A 17,871-nucleotide genomic window follows, 5' to 3' on the forward strand; every position below is an offset into this window, starting at 1 on the left:
GTCCGACGGTGAGAGTGACAACGGCGGGGCAGAAGCCCCGCCCTCCGCTTGTTGTGGTGCTGCCCGTTCTGCTGGTGCTGGGGGGAACATGCCTGCCGGTGATCTATCTGCTGATGCGCGCCTTTGCCGCAGAGCCTGAACAGATCGCCCAGATCGTGCTGCGGGAGAGGAACCTGCTGCTCCTCGTGAACACGTTGAAGCTAGTGGCGCTGGTTCTGGGGCTGGGCACGCTGATCGCTTTGCCGATGGCCTGGCTGGTGACGCGCAGCGATCTTGGCCACAGGCGGCTCGTGTCCTTTCTGATGGTGCTGCCGCTGGCGGTGCCTGGCTACGTCATGGCCTACGCGATCATCGGCCTGTCCGGGTATTACGGGTTCCTGAAGCACTGGTTCGGCCTGTCGCTGCCGCCGCTGCGGGGGCTGTGGGGCGCGGGACTGGCGCTGACGCTCTACACGTTTCCCTATATCTTCCTGAATCTGCGGGCAGCGTTTCTCGGCATGGACCCGGCGCTGGAGGAAACCGCCCGCAGCCTTGGCCGGTCGCGGATAGCCGTCTTTCGCCAGGTCGTTCTGCCCCAGCTATGGCCCGCGCTCGTTTCGGGCTGGCTGGTCGTCGGGCTTTATGTGATCGGCGATTTCGGAGCCGTCGCTCTGATGCGGTATGAGGTTTTCAGCTACGCGATCTATACCCAGTACAGCGGCGCCTTCGACCGCACCTATGCGGCGTGGCTGGCGTTGATCCTGCTGGCGGTGACGGTGGCTGCGCTGTTCGCGCAAGGGCGGCTGACCCGCAATCGCCGTTTTGCCGCAACGGCCAGCGGGGCGCGGCGGCTTGTGCAGCCCATCGCGCTCGGGGCATGGCGCTGGCCCGCGCGTCTGTGCGTCTGCGGCGTGGCGCTGGCCGCGCTCGGCCTGCCGCTGATGGTGCTTCTGCACTGGATGCGGCTCGGCCTGCCGTCGCTGAACGCGGCTGATCTGGGGGCGGCGATGACCGCGACGGTGCTGATCGCCGGGCCCGCCGCACTGGTCGCCATGGCGCTGGCCTTACCGGTCGTCCTGCTCGACTTGCGCTGGCCCGGGCCACTCTCCCGCCTGGCGGAGCGGCTGGCGTGGTTGGGCTATGCAACGCCCGCCCTTGCACTGGCGCTCTCGCTCGCATTCCTGACGTTGCAGGTGGCCCCGGTACTCTATCAGACCCATGCGCTGCTGATCTTTGCCTATGTCATCAGCTTCATCGCACTGGCGTTTGGGCCGATCCGGCTGGCGCTGATGCAGATCGGCCCGCATCAGGAAGAGGCGGCCCGTGCGCTTGGCGCTTCTCCTCTGCGCGCGTTTGCCAGCGTGGTGATGCCCCGCCTGCGACGCCCGATGATCGCTGCAGGCATCCTTGTTTTCGTCATGGTGGTGAAAGACCTGCCCATCGCGTGGATGCTTGCCCCCACCGGCACGCGGACCCTCGCCACCACGATCTTCGCCCGCACCGGAGAGGGGATGATGGCGGAAGCCGCGCCGTTCGCGCTGGTCCTGATCCTCTTTTCGGCGGTATTCGTCGGGCTGATCCTGAAGTACGAGGGCGGCGGAAGGGGAGCGCGAAAGTGACGGAAGCTCTGCTGCAACTCGAAGGCATCGAAAAACGCTTTGGCGCCACCACGGCCGTGACGGACATCTCGCTCACGGTGGCTGCGGGTGAAATCCTTGCCCTGATCGGCCCTTCGGGTTGCGGCAAGACAACGACGCTGCGAATGATCGCGGGGTTCGAGACGCCGGATGCCGGGCGTATCATGCTCTCCGGTCGCGATGTCACCACCCTGCCGCCGGAACGGCGGAAGGTCGGGATCGTGTTTCAGGATTATGCGCTCTTTCCCCACATGACCGTGGCGGAGAACATCCTTTTCGGATGCAGAGACCCCGCTGCGCTGCCCCGGCTCCTCGCCATGGTCGGGCTGAGCGGGCTGGAGCACCGGTTCCCGGACCAGCTTTCCGGCGGACAGCAGCAGCGGGTGGCGCTTGCCAGGACGCTGGCCTTTCAGCCGCGTCTGATCCTGCTCGACGAGCCGTTCTCGAACCTCGATACCGACCTGCGCACGGCTGCCAGACAGGAAATCCGCCGTCTGCTGAAGGCAAGCGGCTGCGGGATCATCATCGTTACCCACGATCAGGACGAGGCGCTCGGCTTTGCCGACCGTGTTGCCGTGCTGCGCCATGGCCGACTGCTTCAGTGCGGGCCGGTGCACGAGGTATACGAGCGTCCCGCGGATGTCTTCGTCGCGCGCGCCCTTGGCCGCACGAACCTGATCCCTGGGCTGCGCGACACCGCCGGTCATTGGGCGGAAACCGCCATCGGGCGTATTCCCGTGCCCGATGCGCGGGCGGGAGAAATCGTGTTTTCCGTGCGACCGCAGGACATTCTGCTCAGCCCCGTCAAGGGCGATCAGGCTGGCAATGGGCAGGTGGTTGCATCGGAGTATCGCGGGCGCTTCACGATCTGCACGGTGGATTGCGCAGGCCTGCTGGTGGAGGCTGAAAGCCGCACGCCTTTCCGGGATGGTGCGAATGTCCACGTCGGTTTGCGGCCCGATGTTACCCCTGCGCCGGTGAGCCCGCTCCCCGAACAGCCCGGAACGGGGCCAGCGTTTCCAGACCCTCCGCTCTGATCGGCGCGATGCAGTCCGGCGGCGGGGCGTATCGCAACCGTCACATATTCTTCGAGAGCAGCACCCATACGGCAGGACGAGGGGGCGGCTAAGAAGCGTGTCGCTGGATATGGGGTGAGCTGGCACCCACAATGGACAGCGAAAGGCGGCACACAGTGGAAGCGCGCCCGCCCGGCCTCACTCTGCCGGTTCGAAGCGGAAGGGTTTTGCGGGCGTGAACTTGCCGGATACCTCCCCGGACTGAAGGGCGACCATATCGACGCCCAGATCCAGCCAGCGCACCCCGCTGTTCGCGGCAAAATCAAGACGTTTCAGATCGACCCAGAAGACATTGGGCGAGATCGCGGATTCCACATAGAACAGCCGATCCTTCTGATCCGCCACCACCCGCCACCGCGTGGTCGAGAGGTTTGGCGCTTCTGGGGTAGTGATGCCGTACGGCACAGAGGTATTGCGGATCACGCTGAAGGCCGCCGCAGCCGCCTCGCGCGGGTCGTCGGATTGTACGACCATGTCGATATAGGTTCCGGCCCGCACGAAACGGTCGGAAGCGCGGGTGGTGCCCGGCAGCATCTCCCGCGGATTGACGCCCCGCCAGTAGGCGGCCACTGCCAGCTGCTCGGGATAGGGCGGATCGTTGGTCATCACCCTGTATTCTGGGCCATGATGGATGATCAACTCGCCATCGATCCATTCGAGGATGGCGCTGTCGCCGCTCGCATCGGACAAGGACAGATGCACCGTCGTCAGCCGCCCCGGCTGTACCGGCACATCCCGCGTCACGACATGGAAGGGCCGCGCCTTCAGGTCCGCCACGGCCTCCGCCACGGTGGCATAATTGTCCAGGAAATACTGCGCCCAAACCGACAGCGACATCTGGGGTGTGCTGCCGTCGTCTTCGGGATAATCCGAGCTTTCCAGCCACAGCATGTTCGCGACCAGCCCGGTCTCGTTCATGCCGTCGACGGTGGCGATGTCATAGCCCGATACGATCAGGCTGCCGTATTTCGATGTCCACTCCAGCGAGCGCGGCCCGGCCTCGCCCGTGCGGGTCATGCCGCGCGGAAAGACCCACAGGTTGGAGAGCATCGGCAGGCTCCAGTCCATCGACCGCGCCGTCAACACCCGGCCTTCCGGCCCATGATAGACCACACGGGTGCAGGCCTCGGCGACAGGAACGGCGGTGAGCGCGGCAATGGCTCCCGTGGCGAGAAGCAGGCGCAGCATGGGTTTTCCTCTTTTCAGAACTGTCGGACGACGCCGCATTGTCTGGTCACCGTAGCATCGAAATCTGCGCCGCCATCGCGATAATCCGCAGGGAGCCGCAGAGCACTTCTGAAAACCGTTGCCATCCCTGCGGCACAATGATGGGCGCGGCGCCCTCCGAAAAGAGGAATCGAACTTCCTGATCAACACGCGTGATGGAGATGGAGTGGTCGTGGCGCTCACGTGGAAACCGGCCTGACGGCAAGACATCGGCGACCGACGCTCATTATCGGCGCCGAAACGGAGAGCGACGGTGCGACGCCCCTGGGCGGTTGGCAGAGGGGACGCGCTCGTGGTCGGCATCCGTGGAAACATGGCTGCCTGTCCAATCTCCGTGTAGACGCCCGAGGCGCTCTCGAAGGTTCGGGTGCCCCCTCACGTCATACGGTTGCAGGTGATCCCCGCGGATCGCTTTGCTTACCTGCGGAGTAAGCGCGATGGAGATGTCGAGCGCGATCCGCAGGACCTTAGCAGGCTGCTGAAAAAGTTCTGAACTGTCATGCGTATGTACCGGAAATCGGCCCGGAAACGCCCGGAAGATTTCCGGCTGGATTTCGTCAGATAGTGAACGATTTCCGCTCCAACACAGGCCAAAAAGCCTTTTTCAGCAGCCTGCTAGATGTGCTGGGCGCGGCCATGGTACATGATAGCTGTGCGGGTTAGCAAACCGCAGAACGTCCAGCGATCAGAATTCGCAAGCGGTTCTGGTCTGCCTCTCTCGGATCCGAGGCGGCGACCAGTATTTGCGGCGACCGGAGCTGCATCGGCTGGATATCCAGGCCGTCGCGGCCTCCGCGCGAAAAAGCAGCCGCAGTGGAGCCGACCGGGCTGCTGTTGAGGAGCTGCGTGAGGGGCGGCGGCTCCATCGGGTCCGCGTTGCCGAACGCCACGTTACTTGCGTATTTCGACCGGTCAGCAGGAGGGTCCTGTCCCGCAAAGGGCTGATGATCGTGGACGGCGAGGATCGTGCCTGTCGCGGCTGTCCTGTGCTCGTTGTCTCGCGCGAGCGCACAGGCGAGACGGCATACGGTTCCACGGAGCATGGGCAGGAGAAGAGGATGCCGGCCCGTTCAGGACCAGCGTCCTTGCGCGTCCTTTTTCAGCAGCGGCGTGGTGAAGCAGCCGCGTACGCGGGCGTTCCACCCCTCCGCCCCGGCCGGATCGCGCCAGCGGTCTGACTGAAGCATCGCAGCGCCGATCACGACCGGTCGAACGCCGAGCGTCTCCAGCAGCGACAGCCCGGCGCGGATGGACCGGCCGCTCGATATCACGTCGTCAATCAGCGCCACGCGGCGGTTCACCAGCAGTGGCAGCATGCGCGGGTCCATGTAGAGCCGCTTCACCTGATCGGGCGTCGTCACGGAGGAAAGCGGCACGGACATCGTCTCCTCATACCAGAACTTGCGCGAGGTGCCGAGCGGCACGTAGCGGCTGTGGCCCAGCTTCCGCGCCACCTCCGCGGCGAGTGTCAGCCCCAGCGTAGGCAAGCCGATCACCACATCCGGCTCGAATTCCGCCACGCGCGCGGCCAGATCGGTGGCGAGCGCGTCCAGCACGGCGAAGCTTGCCTGATTGACGATCAGCGAGGCCAGCCCGTGCCGCCCGTTGGGCAGCGGCCTTATCGGCAGGCGCAGGCGCCGTCCGTCCGCCAGCGTAGCGGTGTAGAACCCATCGTGGTGCAGGGGCGCGGCGGGCCCGGGCGGCAGTATCTCCTGCCAGAAGTCATGAGGTTCCATCGTCATTCCGCCGCAAGCTCGCGTTCCACCAGCCGCGTCCAGAACCGCACGCCGGGACCGATTGCCGCATCATTGAAGTCATAGCCGCCGTTGTGATGGATGGCTCCCTCCACGGCCGGGCCGTTGCCCAGCCAGACGTAGCAACCGGGTCTGCCTTGCGCGAGCGCGGCGAAATCGTCCCCGGCGGTGGAGGGCGGAAACGCGGTACGGACCTTCCCGAAGACATCCCGCGCCGCGCCGAGAGCGCGGGATGTCGCGTCGGGGTGGTTCACCACGGGCGGGATGCGTCGGATGTAGCGGTAGTCGGCGGTGAGGCTGAACGTCATGGCCGTGCCTTCCGCCAGCCGCCCAATTTCCGCTTCCAGTTGATCGCGCACCTCGGCGGAATAAGCCCGCGCCGTGCCGCCGATCTCCACCGTTTCGGGGATCACGTTCAGCACGTCCGCCTGCCCCGCCTGCACCGAGCAGGCGCTGACCACCGCCGGTTGCAGCGGATCGACCACCCGTCCCACGATGGTCTGCAAGGCGGTGAGGAAGCTGCCCGTCGCCGTCACGGGGTCGCGGCCCAGATGCGGCTTCGCCCCGTGAGTGCCGATCCCGCGGAAGGTCACGCGCCAGCTGTCGGAGGAGGCGAGCTGCGGCCCCTCCACCACCGCGATCTCATCGGGGTCGAGACCAGGCATGTTGTGAAGCCCGTAAACCGCGTCGCAGGGGAAGATGTCGAAAAGCCCGTCCGACACCATGCGATCCGCACCCCCGCGACCCTCCTCCGCAGGCTGGAAAATGAAATGCACGGTCCCGGAGAAATCCCTCCGCCGCGCCAGCTCCCGCGCCGCGCCGATCAGCAGCGTGGTATGCCCGTCATGGCCGCAGGCATGCATCTTGCCGGGCGCGGTGGATTTGTGGGGCCGATCCACCAGCTCCGGCATGGCCAGCGCATCCATATCCGCCCGCAGCCCTATACGGCGTGTCCCGTTGCCGATCTGGAGCGTGCCGACGACCCCGGTGCCGCCAAGGCCGCGATGCACGGCGATCCCCGCCTCCTCCAGAAGCGTTGCGACGATATCTGAGGTGCGGTGCTCTTCGAAACCCAGTTCCGGGTGGGCGTGCAGATCGCGGCGGAGAGCCGTCAGAAAGGGGAGGTCGGCGTCTATCGTGTCGCTCATGGTCATGTCCCGGAAAGGATGTCGAGGATGGGCGACGACAGAACGCCCCCGCGCGAGATGTCGGCAATGCCGAGATCGGTCTGATGCGGGCCGAGGTTGCAGGCAAGCGTCGCGCCGAAGCAGGCCTTGAAGATCAGGTAGGGGGGCTGCCAGTCCACAAAGCGATCCATCGCCTCGCGAAGCGCCGCGAAATCGGCCGCGACCTCTGCCAGGCCCGAGGGCGATACCAGACCCGAGACCGGGAGGGGCAGAAGCGCCAGGACCTCTCCTCCCGCCGCCGCCGCCATCCCCCCTCCCGCCGCGATGACGGCATTCGCCGCGACAGCCATATCCTCCGGGTTGCCGCCGAAAACTGTGAGGTTGTGGCTGTCATGGGAGACGGTGGTGGCGAAGGCTCCCCTCCACGCGCCCCATTCCCGCAGGAAGCCGACCCGCGGCCTGGGGTCGGCAAGGCCGTGACGATGCGCAACGGCGATGAGCGTCGCTCCCTCCGGCGGCACGACGACACCCTCCGCCACGGCAGTTTCCGCCTCTCCCCAACGGGTGAAGCGCGGTCTGTCGATGGTGGCGACGCGGACACGGTCGCCGGCGGCGCGGATGCGGAAATCATCAGCCCTCAGCGGGGAAAGCCGGATGGAATGCAGAAAATTCCCCGCTTCGGCCTCGACCGAAGGGCGCAGGACTGCGCCCTCACGCGCCACGATCCTGCCATTCGCCACGATGTGGCGCGCAACGAATGCCTTCAGATCGTCGAAGATGACGATGTCGGCCCGGCGACCGGCTGCAATCACTCCCAGATCGTCCCGCCCGATCTTCCGCGCGCCATTCAGCGTTGCCGCCTGCAGCGCCCATTCCGGCGGCAGGCCATAGCCGACAAGCCGGCGCACTACATCCGTCAGCCCGCCGCCGTGCAGGAGATCATCGGGAAAGACATCATCGGTGCAGAGCGACAGGGTCTGGGGCAGATGTCCAAGCCGGTTCAATTCCGCCACGAATTCGGGCAGCAGATGATCATGCGAGCCGCGGAGTTCGATGAACAACCCGGCCCGCAGCTTCTCCATCAGGTCGGAGCCGGAGGTCAGCTCATGGTCCGAGCCGACGCCTGCCGCCATGAACGCCTGCAACGCCGCCCCGGTCAGCCCGCGGGCGTGACCGCAGACCGGCTTTCCGGCAGCGAGCCCGGCCTGCACGATGCCGCTCATCCGCGGCTCACCGGCGATGACGTCGCGCATGTTCATCACTTCGGCCACGCCGCCGATTTCCGGGCGGGCGAGCAGCCGGGAGACCGTTGCCGCATCGAAATCGGCGCCAGCGCGCTCCTGCCCCGGCGCGGAGGGCACGCAGGAGGGCGCAAGCACCACGAATCGCAGCGGCAGATCCTCCGTCGCCCGGATCGCGTAATCGACCCCCGGGATGCCGTGCACATTGGCGAATTCATGCGGGTCCCAGACAACGGTCGTCACACCGTGGGCAAGTACCGCATCGCAATAGGTTGCAGGCGTCACCATCGAGCTTTCGACATGCATATGCGTGTCGATGAGGCCGGGAGAAAGGAAAGCTCCCGCCACATCCAGAACCTCTCGCCCGTCGCTGCGGGTGCCCGGCGCATGGACGGAAGCGATCAACGGGCCGACGATGCCGATATCCGCGGGCCGGTGCTCCCCGGTCACCATGTCGATGAGGGTGCCGCCCCGGATCAGCAGGTCGAAGGGTTGATCACCCCGCGCCGCGGCGGTGGCACGAAGGCGGAGGCGTCCCTCGGCAAGGTCCAGTGGCTGTCTCATTTTCCGGCCTCCCAATGCAGCGCGGCGAGCACGGCTTCACGAACCTGCGCCCTGTCACAGTCGGCGGCGAAGCGGGCGTTGAAGATGGCGTGGCTGGCCCGCGTCTCCACCACGGTGCGCCCCCGCGTCAGGTGACCGCCGCATTCGACGTCGATCCGCGCGGGCTCGAATGTTATCAGATCGGGCCGGGCGAAGACGACTGCCGCCGCCGGATCGTAAAGCGCCATGGCAGGACGCGCCCGCGACAGGGCGATATCGACGAAGCCGCCAAAAAGGTCGGCAAGAAGTTCTGCGTTGATGCCCTGCGCCCTCCGCAGAGCCTCCACATCCTGTGGCGTGGCGAGGATCCTGAGGCAGAAATCCAGATCGACCATGGTCAGCGGCAAACCCTGGGCGAGCACGATGGCGGCGGCCTCCGGGTCTGCAAAGGCGTTGAACTCCGCCGAGGCGGTATGATTGCCGCGGGTAAGGCCGCCCCCCATCCACACGAGATCATCTATGCGGGAAGCAAGGTCCGGCCGCGCCAGCGCCAGAGCCGCCAGATTGCCCAACGGCCCCAGGGCGAGAATGCGATGCGGCCCGTCCTCTTCCAGCCAGCGGCATAACGCGGCAAAGGCATTGCTCACCGGCAGTGGTTCCGCCTCTGGAAGGGTGCGGCCCCGCGTCGGGATGCCGGTCTCGCCAAGGATCGTCTGGGCCGTCTCCAGCCGCCCCATGACGGGCAGGGCACCCCCCATATGGATGGGAAACCGCCAGCCGAAGGCCGCGGCCGCCCCGGCGGCGTTTCGGCACACCTGCGCCAGCGGCGCATTGCCGAAGGTGAGCGACACGCCGTCGATCGCAAGGCCCGCATTCTGCACGACCAGAACGGCCGCGATATCGTCAAAGCCCATGTCGGTGTCGATCCAGACGCCCATGATGCTATCCGAAACGATGGAGGGGGGCGGCGGCGTCCAGCGGCAGATCGAAGCGCACCGCATCGCCTAGCTGATGCGCCGGTTTGCCTGCATCGACCTCCGTCTTGATCGGGCCGAGCGGGGTGTCCAGCACATATTCACGGGTGCTGCCGGCGAATGACGTGCCGCGCACCGTGCCCGAGTAGGGACCAGCGCCGAGCGGTACCGCATCGGGACGCCATGCGAGGCCTGCTGCACCCGCCGCATCGGCAGACAGGGAAATGTCGCCGCCTTGCGTGATCATCCTGCCGTCCTTCACCGCGAAGATATTCTCGAACCCGACGAAATCCGCAACGAAGCTGGAGGCAGGGCGGTTGTAGATATCCTCGGGCGTACCGATCTGCTCGATGGCGCCGTCGCGCATGACGACGATCCGGTCGGCCAGCGCCAGGGCCTCCACCTGATCATGTGTGACGAAGATCATCGTCACGCCGCTCTCCTTTTGCATGCGCTGCAATTCGTTGCGCATTTCCAGCCGGAGACGGGCGTCGAGGTTGGACAGCGGCTCATCCAGCATCAACACCTTCGGCTCCATCACCATGGAGCGGGCAAGAGCCACGCGCTGCTGCTGGCCGCCGGAGAGTTCGGGCGTCTTCCGGCTCGCGAATTTCGCGAGGCCGACGGACTTGATCGCACCGGTGACGCGCGCGTCAAGTTCGGTCCCCGAAACGCCCTTCAGGCGCAGACCGAAGGCCACGTTCTCATACACCGTGAGATGGGGGAACAAGGCGTAGGATTGAAAGACCAGCCCGACTTCCCGCTTGTTGGCAGGGGTATGGGTGATATCGCGCTCATCGAGCCGGATCTGTCCCGATTTTACCGGCATCAGACCGGCAATGGCGCGCATCGTGGTGGTCTTGCCGCAGCCCGAGGGGCCCAGCAGAGCGATCAGCTCCCCCCGCCGGATGTGGAGGTCCAGGCCGCTGACGGCAGGGGTCTTGCCATAGGCCAGCGTGAGCTTGTCGAGAACAAGAAAGGACGCATCAGACATAGCGCGAGAACCCCAGGAAACGTTCGGCTGCGAAAACGATGCCGATGGACAGGAAGGCGAGAAGAGAGGACAGGGCCGCGATGGAGGGATCGAACACGATCTCCATATACCCCAGCATATCCACCGGCAGCGTGCGGACCCCCGGCCCGGAGAGGAACAGCGACACCGGCACCTGATTGAAGCTGGTGACGAAGCCCAGAATGAAGGCGGACAGGATGCCGCCGCGGATATTGGGCAGAACGACACGGAAGAAGGCCCCGATCCGCGATGACCCGAGCAGGACAGCCGCTTCCTCCATGTCGGAACGTAGGTTCGCAAGGCTGGCAGACACGACGCGCACCGCATAGGGCAGCACCAGTGCGGTGTGGGCCACGAACAGCGCCAGCGTGATCGGAATGCCGACAGGGATCACGAAATAGCGCAGCAGCGCCAGACCGACGATGATGCCGGGCACGATGATCGGCAGGGAAACCATGAACCGCACCGTCTCCGCCCCCGGCAGCCGATAGCGTGACATCGCATAGGCCGCCGGAATACCGAGGAGCAGCGCCACAAGCGTGCCGCCGATAGCAAGGAACATCGACGTGGCGAAGCTTTGCCGGAAGCTCTCCACCGTAAAGACCTTGGCGATCCACTTGAGCGAAAATCCCTGAGGCGGGAACGCCAGCGTGTCGCCCGCCGAAAAGGACGCCGCGACGATGATGAAGAATGGCCCGATCAGGAAGATCATGACCAGCAGGAGGATCAGCGGTGCAAGCGCCTTGCGGATCATTTGCCACTCCTTGCCGAGGCGATGCGGCGCAGTAGGATGTTGGCGGCGAAACTCATCACGATCAGGATGAAGGCGATGACGCTGGCCGCGACGAAGTTGTTGGCGACCGTGACCTGCTGGTAGAGCAGCGTCTCCAGCATCAGCACCTTGGAGCCGCCAAGGATCGCGGGCGTGATATAGGCGGTAAGGGAGCCGGTGAAGACCAGCGTGCCCCCGATGATCAACCCCTCCCGCGTCAGCGGCAGGATGACCTTCCAGAACACCTGAAACCAGCTGGCCCCGAGAACCCGGGCAGCAGGAACGACATCGCGGGGCAGGTTCTCCAGCGCGCTGATGAGCGAGATGATCATCAGGGGCAGAAACAGTTGCAGAAGCCCGATGAACACCGCCGTCTCCGTGAACAGGAACCGCACCGGCTCATCCGTCAGGCCGAACAGCTGCAGTGCCTGATTGACGATACCGGTGCGGCCCAGAATGACGATCCAGGCATAGGTGCGCGCGACGGGCGAAATCATCAGCGGCAGGATGACAAGCCCGATCATCCGCCCCTTGGCCCCCGGAGGCAGCGACACGATGGCATAGGCGGTAACGTAACCGATCACTGCCGCCACAGCGGTCACGGTCAGCCCGAGCCGCAGGGTGCGCAGGAAGATCGTCCTGTTCAGGGGCTGCGAAAAGAAATCCACATAGGCCGAGAGCGTCCACTGGCCGGAGGAGCGGAAGCCTTCGGACAGCAGGAGCGCGACCGGGATCAGAAAGACAATGGCTGCGAAGAGCGCTGCCGGAAGGGCAAGCGCCAGCGCTTCTGCCCGGTTCTGGAACATGGGGATGAGCCTTTGCTACGGGGAGGATCGGCCGGGAGAAGGGGGCCTCCTCCCGGTCTGCTGACGGTCCCTGGCGGTTATTGTCCGACCTTGGCGTTCCAGTCGGCGAGCCAGCCGTCACGATTGTCGAGCGAGATGGAGGAGGGGATCAGCTTCAGGTTCTTCACCGTCTCCTCACCATAGGTGATGTTCTGGGCCACCTCGTCAGAAACGCGGACTTCGGCATTCGCGGGGCTGTCCACCAGCTTCTCCGCCAGTTTCTTCTGCACCTCGGTCGAGAGCCAGAAATCCATGAATTCCAGCGCCAGATCCCGGTTCTGGGAGCCCTTGGTCACCACCATGACATTCATGCCACCCGTCTGCCCTTCCTTGGGCGTCGCCCAGGCAAGCGGCAGGTCCAGCTTGGCGAAGGGCGCCCAGGAGAAGCGGCCGATAGGGGCCGCCCAGATTTCCTCCTGCTGCATGAGCTGCACGAGCTGCGAGGATTTGACGTAGAAGGTCACGATCTCGTCCCGCTTGGTGCCCACCGCTTCGATCGGACCCTGCAGATCCGGCGTGTCCTGTCCGAGCGCGATTCCCAGCATGTAGAGCGCGGGCGGCCCCTGATTGGTGGTGACGTTCGGGAAGGCCATGTGGGAGACCACGTCATCCTTGAGCAGGTCGGCCCAGGATTCGATCTTCATCTTGTCGGTCCGATACACGATGGATGTCGCGTAGAAGGTGTAGCCCACGCTCATCCCGTCGCCATTCGGATCCTTGGCGATGTCGTAGAGCTTGTCGTAGTTGGTGAGCTTTGCCGTATCTATCGTGTCGGTCAGGCCCGCGCGGCTGGCCTGCAGCGCATCGGCCATGGAGACCACCGCCATGTCGATCACCGGCCTCGCCTTGTTGGCCTCCATCTTGGCCAGACGCTCGACGCTGTTGCCGGTCTCTACGACGAGCTTGCACCCGCATCGGGCCTCGAACGGATCATAGACCAGTTCCTTGAATTCATCCTGCGCGAAGGCATAGACGGAAATCGTCAGCGTCTTCTCCTGCGCCTGAGCGCCGGAAAGGCTGAGGGCAAGGGCTGTGGCAGAAGCCAGGGCGGTCCGCAGTTTCATTAATGTCTCCCTCCATGTTGGGCGGTTCTTCTGTCGGCGGTGCTTGGCGGGGCCGCGGTCTGGCGCACGACAAGTGTCATGGGCACCCGCTCCAAGGCAGGTGAGGCCAGCTTGACGGAGCCGGAGGAGAGCGGCCCCTCCGGGGTGGCGAGGTTGTGCTCTATCGCATCGGTGAGGGCCATGATCGCCCGCTCGGCGATCAGCGGCAGGTCCATCCGTACCGTCGTCAGCGCCGGCCGGACGACGGAGGACCACAGAAGATCATCGAACCCGGACACGCTGGCTTGATCGGGCACCCCGATACCCGCGCCCAGCAGTTCGGTGAGCGCGCGGATGGCCAGCAGGTCGGATACCGTGGCGAAGGCAGTGAAACCTTGGGCGAACTTATCTGCCAGCCGCAGGGGCTGGCCGGGGCCGGATTGCCGCTCGATCCGCTCCGCCCACATGACCTCGACCACATCGGGATGACAGGATCGCATGCCGCCCACCCTGTCGTTCTGCACGTTCGAGGTTGGATCGTTTCCGAGAATCAGCACCTTGCGATGACCGAGCGACAGCAGATGCGACATGATCAGCCGCCCGCCCTGCCAATGGTCGGCGGAAACCGTGTTCCCCGGCGTGGAGGGGCTGTCGATCACGGCGACAGGGCTGCCGATATCCGCAATCCGGCTGCCCCGCCGCGGCACGACGACGATCCCGTCCACGCCCCGTTCCAGCAGGCGCGCGATGGCCTCAGTCTGCATGGTGACGTCATCGCGGGCATCCGCGATCAGAACGGCGTAGCCGACATTCGCCGCGGCCTGCTCTATGGCGCGGGCGATCTGCGGGAACAGCGGATTGGAAATGTCCGGCAGCACGAGGCCGATGACATGGGACCGACCCGTCCTCAACGCCCGTGCCGCCCGCGCAGGCACATAGCCCATCTCGGCGGCGGTCGCCCTGATCCGCTCCGCCACTTCCGGCGAGACGCGCCCCTTGCCCGAGAGGGCATTCGACACCGTTGCGACCGATACATTCAGGCGCGCGGCGATCTGGCTGAGGTTGGGACGTATGCGGGTGCTGGTCACCGGCGCTGCCATGGACTGATTAAACGATTAAGCACGCCTAGACGAAACAGTTCCCCCTGTCGACCGTTTTTGATGCCGGCGTGCGCTAAAAGTAACATGGAGGGTGTCCCACGCTGGCCCCCGCGTCTCGATGTGAGCAAGTGTTGGCCAGACGACCGGCCAGTGATGCGGAGTTTGCCCATGCTTGTAGGTTGCAGAGGCCGTTGCGGGACACTCCACCCGTCACCATTTCAGCCCCGAAGGCGCGTCACAGTATTCAGCCAGACCCTTGATCGCTGGCAAACCGAACGACCTCAGAGCAAGAGCGGTAAACGGCTTCCGACATCAGTCATCCGCGCTTCCTCCGACAAGAACGGTATCGCGCCGTTACCCAGGGTAAGAAGGGGGGAAATGCCGTCTACAGGGGCGGGCTCCCGCGTCCTGCAGCTTGCGGAATGTCGGTTCTCCTCCGGGGCGTGTAACGCGAAAGCAGGGGCATTGCATTTCCGACGCGGCAGAGGCTTGGAAACGGCTCCCTCGAAACCATCATGAGGGGGAACACTCCTTCCGATGGAATTCCAATGTTCAGCAGCTTTCGGATCAACCCGCCGGTATTTTTCGGATCACTGGCAGTCATATTCCTGTTTCTCGGCGTCGCAGTCATACTGCCGGGAGAAGCTGCCAGCATTTTTGCGAAGGTACAGAGCTGGATCCTGAACCGCTTCGGCTGGCTCTACCTGCTGGCTGTGGCGATATTCCTCATCTGGGTGCTGATCTTCTGCATCGGGGAGGGGGGCAATCTACGGCTTGGACCGGATGAATCGACCCCGGACTTCAGTTTTTCCGCCTGGGTCGCGATGCTCTTTGCTGCCGGCATGGGCATCGGGCTGATGTTTTACGGCGTGGGTGAGCCGATGACCCATTTCCTTGCCCCACCCACCGCCGAACCCCATTCCGTGGCGGCGGTCCGGGAGGCGATGTCGGTTACCTTCTTCCACTGGGGCATACATGCCTGGGCAATCTATGCGGTCGTCGGCCTGTCGCTGGCCTATTTCGGTCATCGCTACAACCTGCCGCTCACGATCCGGTCCGGCCTCTATCCCCTGCTGAAGGAGCGGATCAACGGGCCGATCGGGCATGTGGTGGATATCTTCGCGGTCGTGGGCACGATTTTCGGCATCGCCACTTCGCTCGGGGTGGGCGTGTCGCAGATCAACGCGGGGCTGCATTACCTGATCGGCCTTCCCATCGGTCTGTCGATCCAGATCCCGACCATCGTGGTGGTGACTGCGCTTGCGACCATCTCTGTCGTAAGCGGCCTGGACAAGGGGGTGCGGATCCTTTCGGAGCTGAACCTCCTCGTCGCGATCATGCTGATGGTCTTCGTCCTTCTCGTCGGCCCCACCGCTGAACTCTTCCGCGACTTCGTTCAGAATATCGGACTTTATCTCGACACGCTGGTGCTGCGGACCTTCAACATCTATGCCTATGAGCCGACGCCGTGGATCGACGCTTGGACGCTGTTCTACTGGGCATGGTGGATTTCCTGGTCACCTTTCGTGGGCATGTTCATCGCGCGGATCTCGCGCGGGCGGACCGTTCGGGAGTTCGTGCTCGCCGTTCTGTTCATACCCTCCGGGTTCACGTTCTTCTGGATGACGGTGTTTGGAAATACCGCCATCTTCGTAGATACGACGGTGGCGAACGGGGAGTTGGGGCAGGCCATCGCCAATGACGTATCCGTCGGGCTGTTCCAGTTCTTCAGTTATCTGCCGTTCCCTGCGGTGACCTCCGCACTCGGCGTGTTGCTGGTCGCGGTGTTCTTCGTGACCTCGGCGGATTCGGGTTCTCTCGTGATGGATACGATTGCCTCGGGAGGAGAGTCGGATACGCCAGCGATTCAACGAGTGTTCTGGTGTGCACTGTCCGGCGTCGTGGCGGCTTGCCTGCTGGTGGCGGGCGGACTTGGCGCGCTCCAGTCAGCGACCATCGCGAGCGCGCTGCCCTTCACCTTCGTGATGCTGGCGCTGGTTCTGGGGTTGCAGATGGGGATGCGATCGGACCTTGCGCAGAAACGGCTCAGAACGGCGCGGCGCGCTGCTGCCCCCGCCGTCGGTGTGAGCTGGCAGAAACGGATCGCATTGCTGCTGCATTCGCCGACAGAGGCAGAGGTGCAGCGCTTCATCGCGCGTGACGTTCGCTCCGCGCTTGATGACGTGGCGATGGAGCTCACACGCCGGGGGCAGGAAGCCTCCGTGCAGGACGCGGATGGAGGAAGCGTGGAACTCCGCTCCCCTGCCGAAGACATGCGCGACTTCGTCTATGGCGTGGGGCCAGTTGCGCTGCCGCTACCCTCCTTCTCCACCCGCAGCGTCGATCACCCCGGTTACCGCTATGAGGCGCGAACCTACTTCTCAAGCGGAACAGAAGGTTACGACGTCATGGGGTTGACGCGTGAGGCTCTGATTGCCGATGTGCTGACCCAGTTCGAACGGTATCTGGTCCTGGTCCAGCGCCCGGAATCGCAACTCATGCACGGCGCACCCGAACACGCGGCGGAGCGCCCGGCGGAAGGGTAACGCCCTGCGGCGTGAATGCGGCCCGGAACATCTTGCCGGGCCGCATCCACGCCGCAGGGCGCATCATTTCTGCCGCCGCCGATCTGCCCAGACGGCCCATTGCGCGGGCGTTCCGGCAAAGGCGTTGAGGTCCACACGTCCGCTCACCCCCGACACGACACCGGTGCCGGTATATTGCCAGAAGGTCCACCTTTCTTCGGGATAGCGTTCCGAGGGATGGGCCGAAACCGCGCGCAACCAGAACTCATATCCACGAAGCGCACCAAGGTTGTTGTGGGCATAGAAATCCGGCGTGGTGTAGATGACGGGGGCGGTGCCGTAATGGCGGGTGACGATCGCGGCGAACTCCCGGATATAGGCCTGCACCGTGGCGGCATCCGGCCGCCGGCGGCACGTGGGGGAGGTGTGGTTCCACTCCATGTCCAGCACAGGCGGCAGATCCCCCGCCCGCCGCGGCACGTTCGCGATGAACCATTCTGCCTGCTCGCTGGGCGTCCGGCAGAAATAATAGAAGTGATAGGCGCCTACGGGAACGCCCGCCCGGCGCGCTGGTTCGGCATTGACGGCATAGCCGGGGTCCAGAAAATCTGCGCCCTCCGTAGCCTTCAGCCATGCGAAACTCACCCCGCTCGCCGCGACCTGTCGCCAGTCGATGCGGCCCTGATAGCGGGCTGCGTCGATGCCATGGACACGATAGCGGTCGGGGGACAGGCCAGACCAGTCATGGGGCCGGGTGTCTCCAAAGGAGCGTGGAATACCGGGGGCGGAGTAGTCACTCACCTTGAGCGGAACGGGTTGTTCGAGCCTTCCGCCCCTGTATTCCTGCGATCCATCCGGCCCCGCTCCACCGCAGGCCGTCAGCATCGCCATCGCGAGAGCAGCCATCATATCGGGCAGCAATGCCCGCTTCCCCGACCGATCCATGTCCCACCCCCTCGTTTTGACGCATGATAGCCGTTCGGCAGAGCGGGTCCATCGTGGCAGCATCGAGCCAG

General features: G+C 64.8%; 14 protein-coding genes. 3 read left to right on the forward strand and 11 right to left on the reverse strand.

Going from position 1 to position 17,871, the window contains the following annotated elements; all coding sequences use genetic code 11:
• The first annotated feature begins 8 nt into the window (after positions 1 to 8).
• Together CDV49_RS06080 and CDV49_RS06085 are read left to right on the forward strand one after the other, a co-directional pair.
• The gene (locus CDV49_RS06080) at positions 9 to 1,598 is read left to right on the forward strand and encodes an ABC transporter permease (protein WP_256947260.1); all 1,590 of its coding nucleotides are present in this window, start codon (positions 9 to 11) and stop codon (positions 1,596 to 1,598) included.
• Positions 1,595 to 2,653, forward strand: a complete 1,059-nt coding sequence (locus CDV49_RS06085) for an ABC transporter ATP-binding protein (RefSeq protein WP_088214671.1) — start codon at positions 1,595 to 1,597, stop codon at positions 2,651 to 2,653. The genes CDV49_RS06080 and CDV49_RS06085 overlap by 4 nt, the downstream gene beginning before the upstream one ends.
• Before the next feature lie 177 nt (positions 2,654 to 2,830).
• On the opposite strand, the gene CDV49_RS06090 is transcribed toward CDV49_RS06085, so the two are convergent.
• The 10 genes from CDV49_RS06090 to CDV49_RS06140 all read right to left on the reverse strand — a co-directional run bounded on the left by CDV49_RS06090 (position 2,831) and on the right by CDV49_RS06140 (position 14,318).
• Entirely contained in the window at positions 2,831 to 3,880 is a 1,050-nt protein-coding gene (locus CDV49_RS06090) for a linear amide C-N hydrolase (protein WP_088214672.1), read from the reverse strand.
• A gap of 1,109 nt (positions 3,881 to 4,989) precedes the next feature.
• Entirely contained in the window at positions 4,990 to 5,655 is a 666-nt protein-coding gene (locus CDV49_RS06100) for a phosphoribosyltransferase (protein ID WP_218821905.1), read from the reverse strand.
• A 2-nt stretch (positions 5,656 to 5,657) separates the two neighbouring features.
• Positions 5,658 to 6,821 carry a M20 aminoacylase family protein gene (locus CDV49_RS06105; protein ID WP_218821906.1) on the reverse strand — a complete coding sequence of 388 codons (1,164 nt, stop codon included), beginning with the start codon at positions 6,819 to 6,821 and terminating at the stop codon, positions 5,658 to 5,660.
• A 2-nt stretch (positions 6,822 to 6,823) separates the two neighbouring features.
• On the reverse strand, positions 6,824 to 8,605 hold the full coding sequence (locus tag CDV49_RS06110) for an adenine deaminase (RefSeq protein WP_088214676.1): 1,782 nt from the start codon (positions 8,603 to 8,605) through the stop codon (positions 6,824 to 6,826).
• The gene (locus CDV49_RS06115; protein ID WP_088214677.1) at positions 8,602 to 9,522 is read right to left on the reverse strand and encodes a nucleoside hydrolase; all 921 of its coding nucleotides are present in this window, start codon (positions 9,520 to 9,522) and stop codon (positions 8,602 to 8,604) included. Before CDV49_RS06115 ends, CDV49_RS06110 begins: the two co-directional genes overlap by 4 nt.
• 4 nt (positions 9,523 to 9,526) lie before the next feature.
• Positions 9,527 to 10,552 (reverse strand): ABC transporter ATP-binding protein, encoded by a 1,026-nt coding sequence (locus CDV49_RS06120; protein WP_088214678.1) that lies wholly within the window; start codon positions 10,550 to 10,552, stop codon positions 9,527 to 9,529.
• Positions 10,545 to 11,324 (reverse strand): ABC transporter permease, encoded by a 780-nt coding sequence (locus CDV49_RS06125; RefSeq protein ID WP_088214679.1) that lies wholly within the window; start codon positions 11,322 to 11,324, stop codon positions 10,545 to 10,547. Before CDV49_RS06125 ends, CDV49_RS06120 begins: the two co-directional genes overlap by 8 nt.
• Positions 11,321 to 12,148: an ABC transporter permease gene (locus CDV49_RS06130; protein WP_088214680.1), complete on the reverse strand. Its 828-nt coding sequence runs from the start codon at positions 12,146 to 12,148 to the stop codon at positions 11,321 to 11,323. Before CDV49_RS06130 ends, CDV49_RS06125 begins: the two co-directional genes overlap by 4 nt.
• Positions 12,149 to 12,225: 77 nt before the next feature.
• Entirely contained in the window at positions 12,226 to 13,251 is a 1,026-nt protein-coding gene (locus tag CDV49_RS06135; RefSeq protein WP_088214681.1) for an ABC transporter substrate-binding protein, read from the reverse strand.
• Positions 13,251 to 14,318: a LacI family DNA-binding transcriptional regulator gene (locus CDV49_RS06140; RefSeq protein WP_218821907.1), complete on the reverse strand. Its 1,068-nt coding sequence runs from the start codon at positions 14,316 to 14,318 to the stop codon at positions 13,251 to 13,253. Before CDV49_RS06140 ends, CDV49_RS06135 begins: the two co-directional genes overlap by 1 nt.
• Before the next feature lie 560 nt (positions 14,319 to 14,878).
• Between CDV49_RS06140 and CDV49_RS06145 the strand changes: the two genes are divergently transcribed.
• The gene (locus CDV49_RS06145; protein WP_088214683.1) at positions 14,879 to 16,876 is read left to right on the forward strand and encodes a BCCT family transporter; all 1,998 of its coding nucleotides are present in this window, start codon (positions 14,879 to 14,881) and stop codon (positions 16,874 to 16,876) included.
• A 63-nt stretch (positions 16,877 to 16,939) separates the two neighbouring features.
• On the opposite strand, the gene CDV49_RS06150 is transcribed toward CDV49_RS06145, so the two are convergent.
• A complete protein-coding gene (locus tag CDV49_RS06150) occupies positions 16,940 to 17,800 on the reverse strand; it encodes a glycoside hydrolase family 25 protein (RefSeq protein WP_256947261.1) in 861 nt (286 codons plus the stop codon).
• Positions 17,801 to 17,871 lie beyond the last annotated feature (71 nt).

Origin of the sequence: Haematobacter genomosp. 1 (genome assembly GCF_002196855.1) — a bacterium.
Classification (GTDB): Bacteria; Pseudomonadota; Alphaproteobacteria; order Rhodobacterales; family Rhodobacteraceae; genus Haematobacter.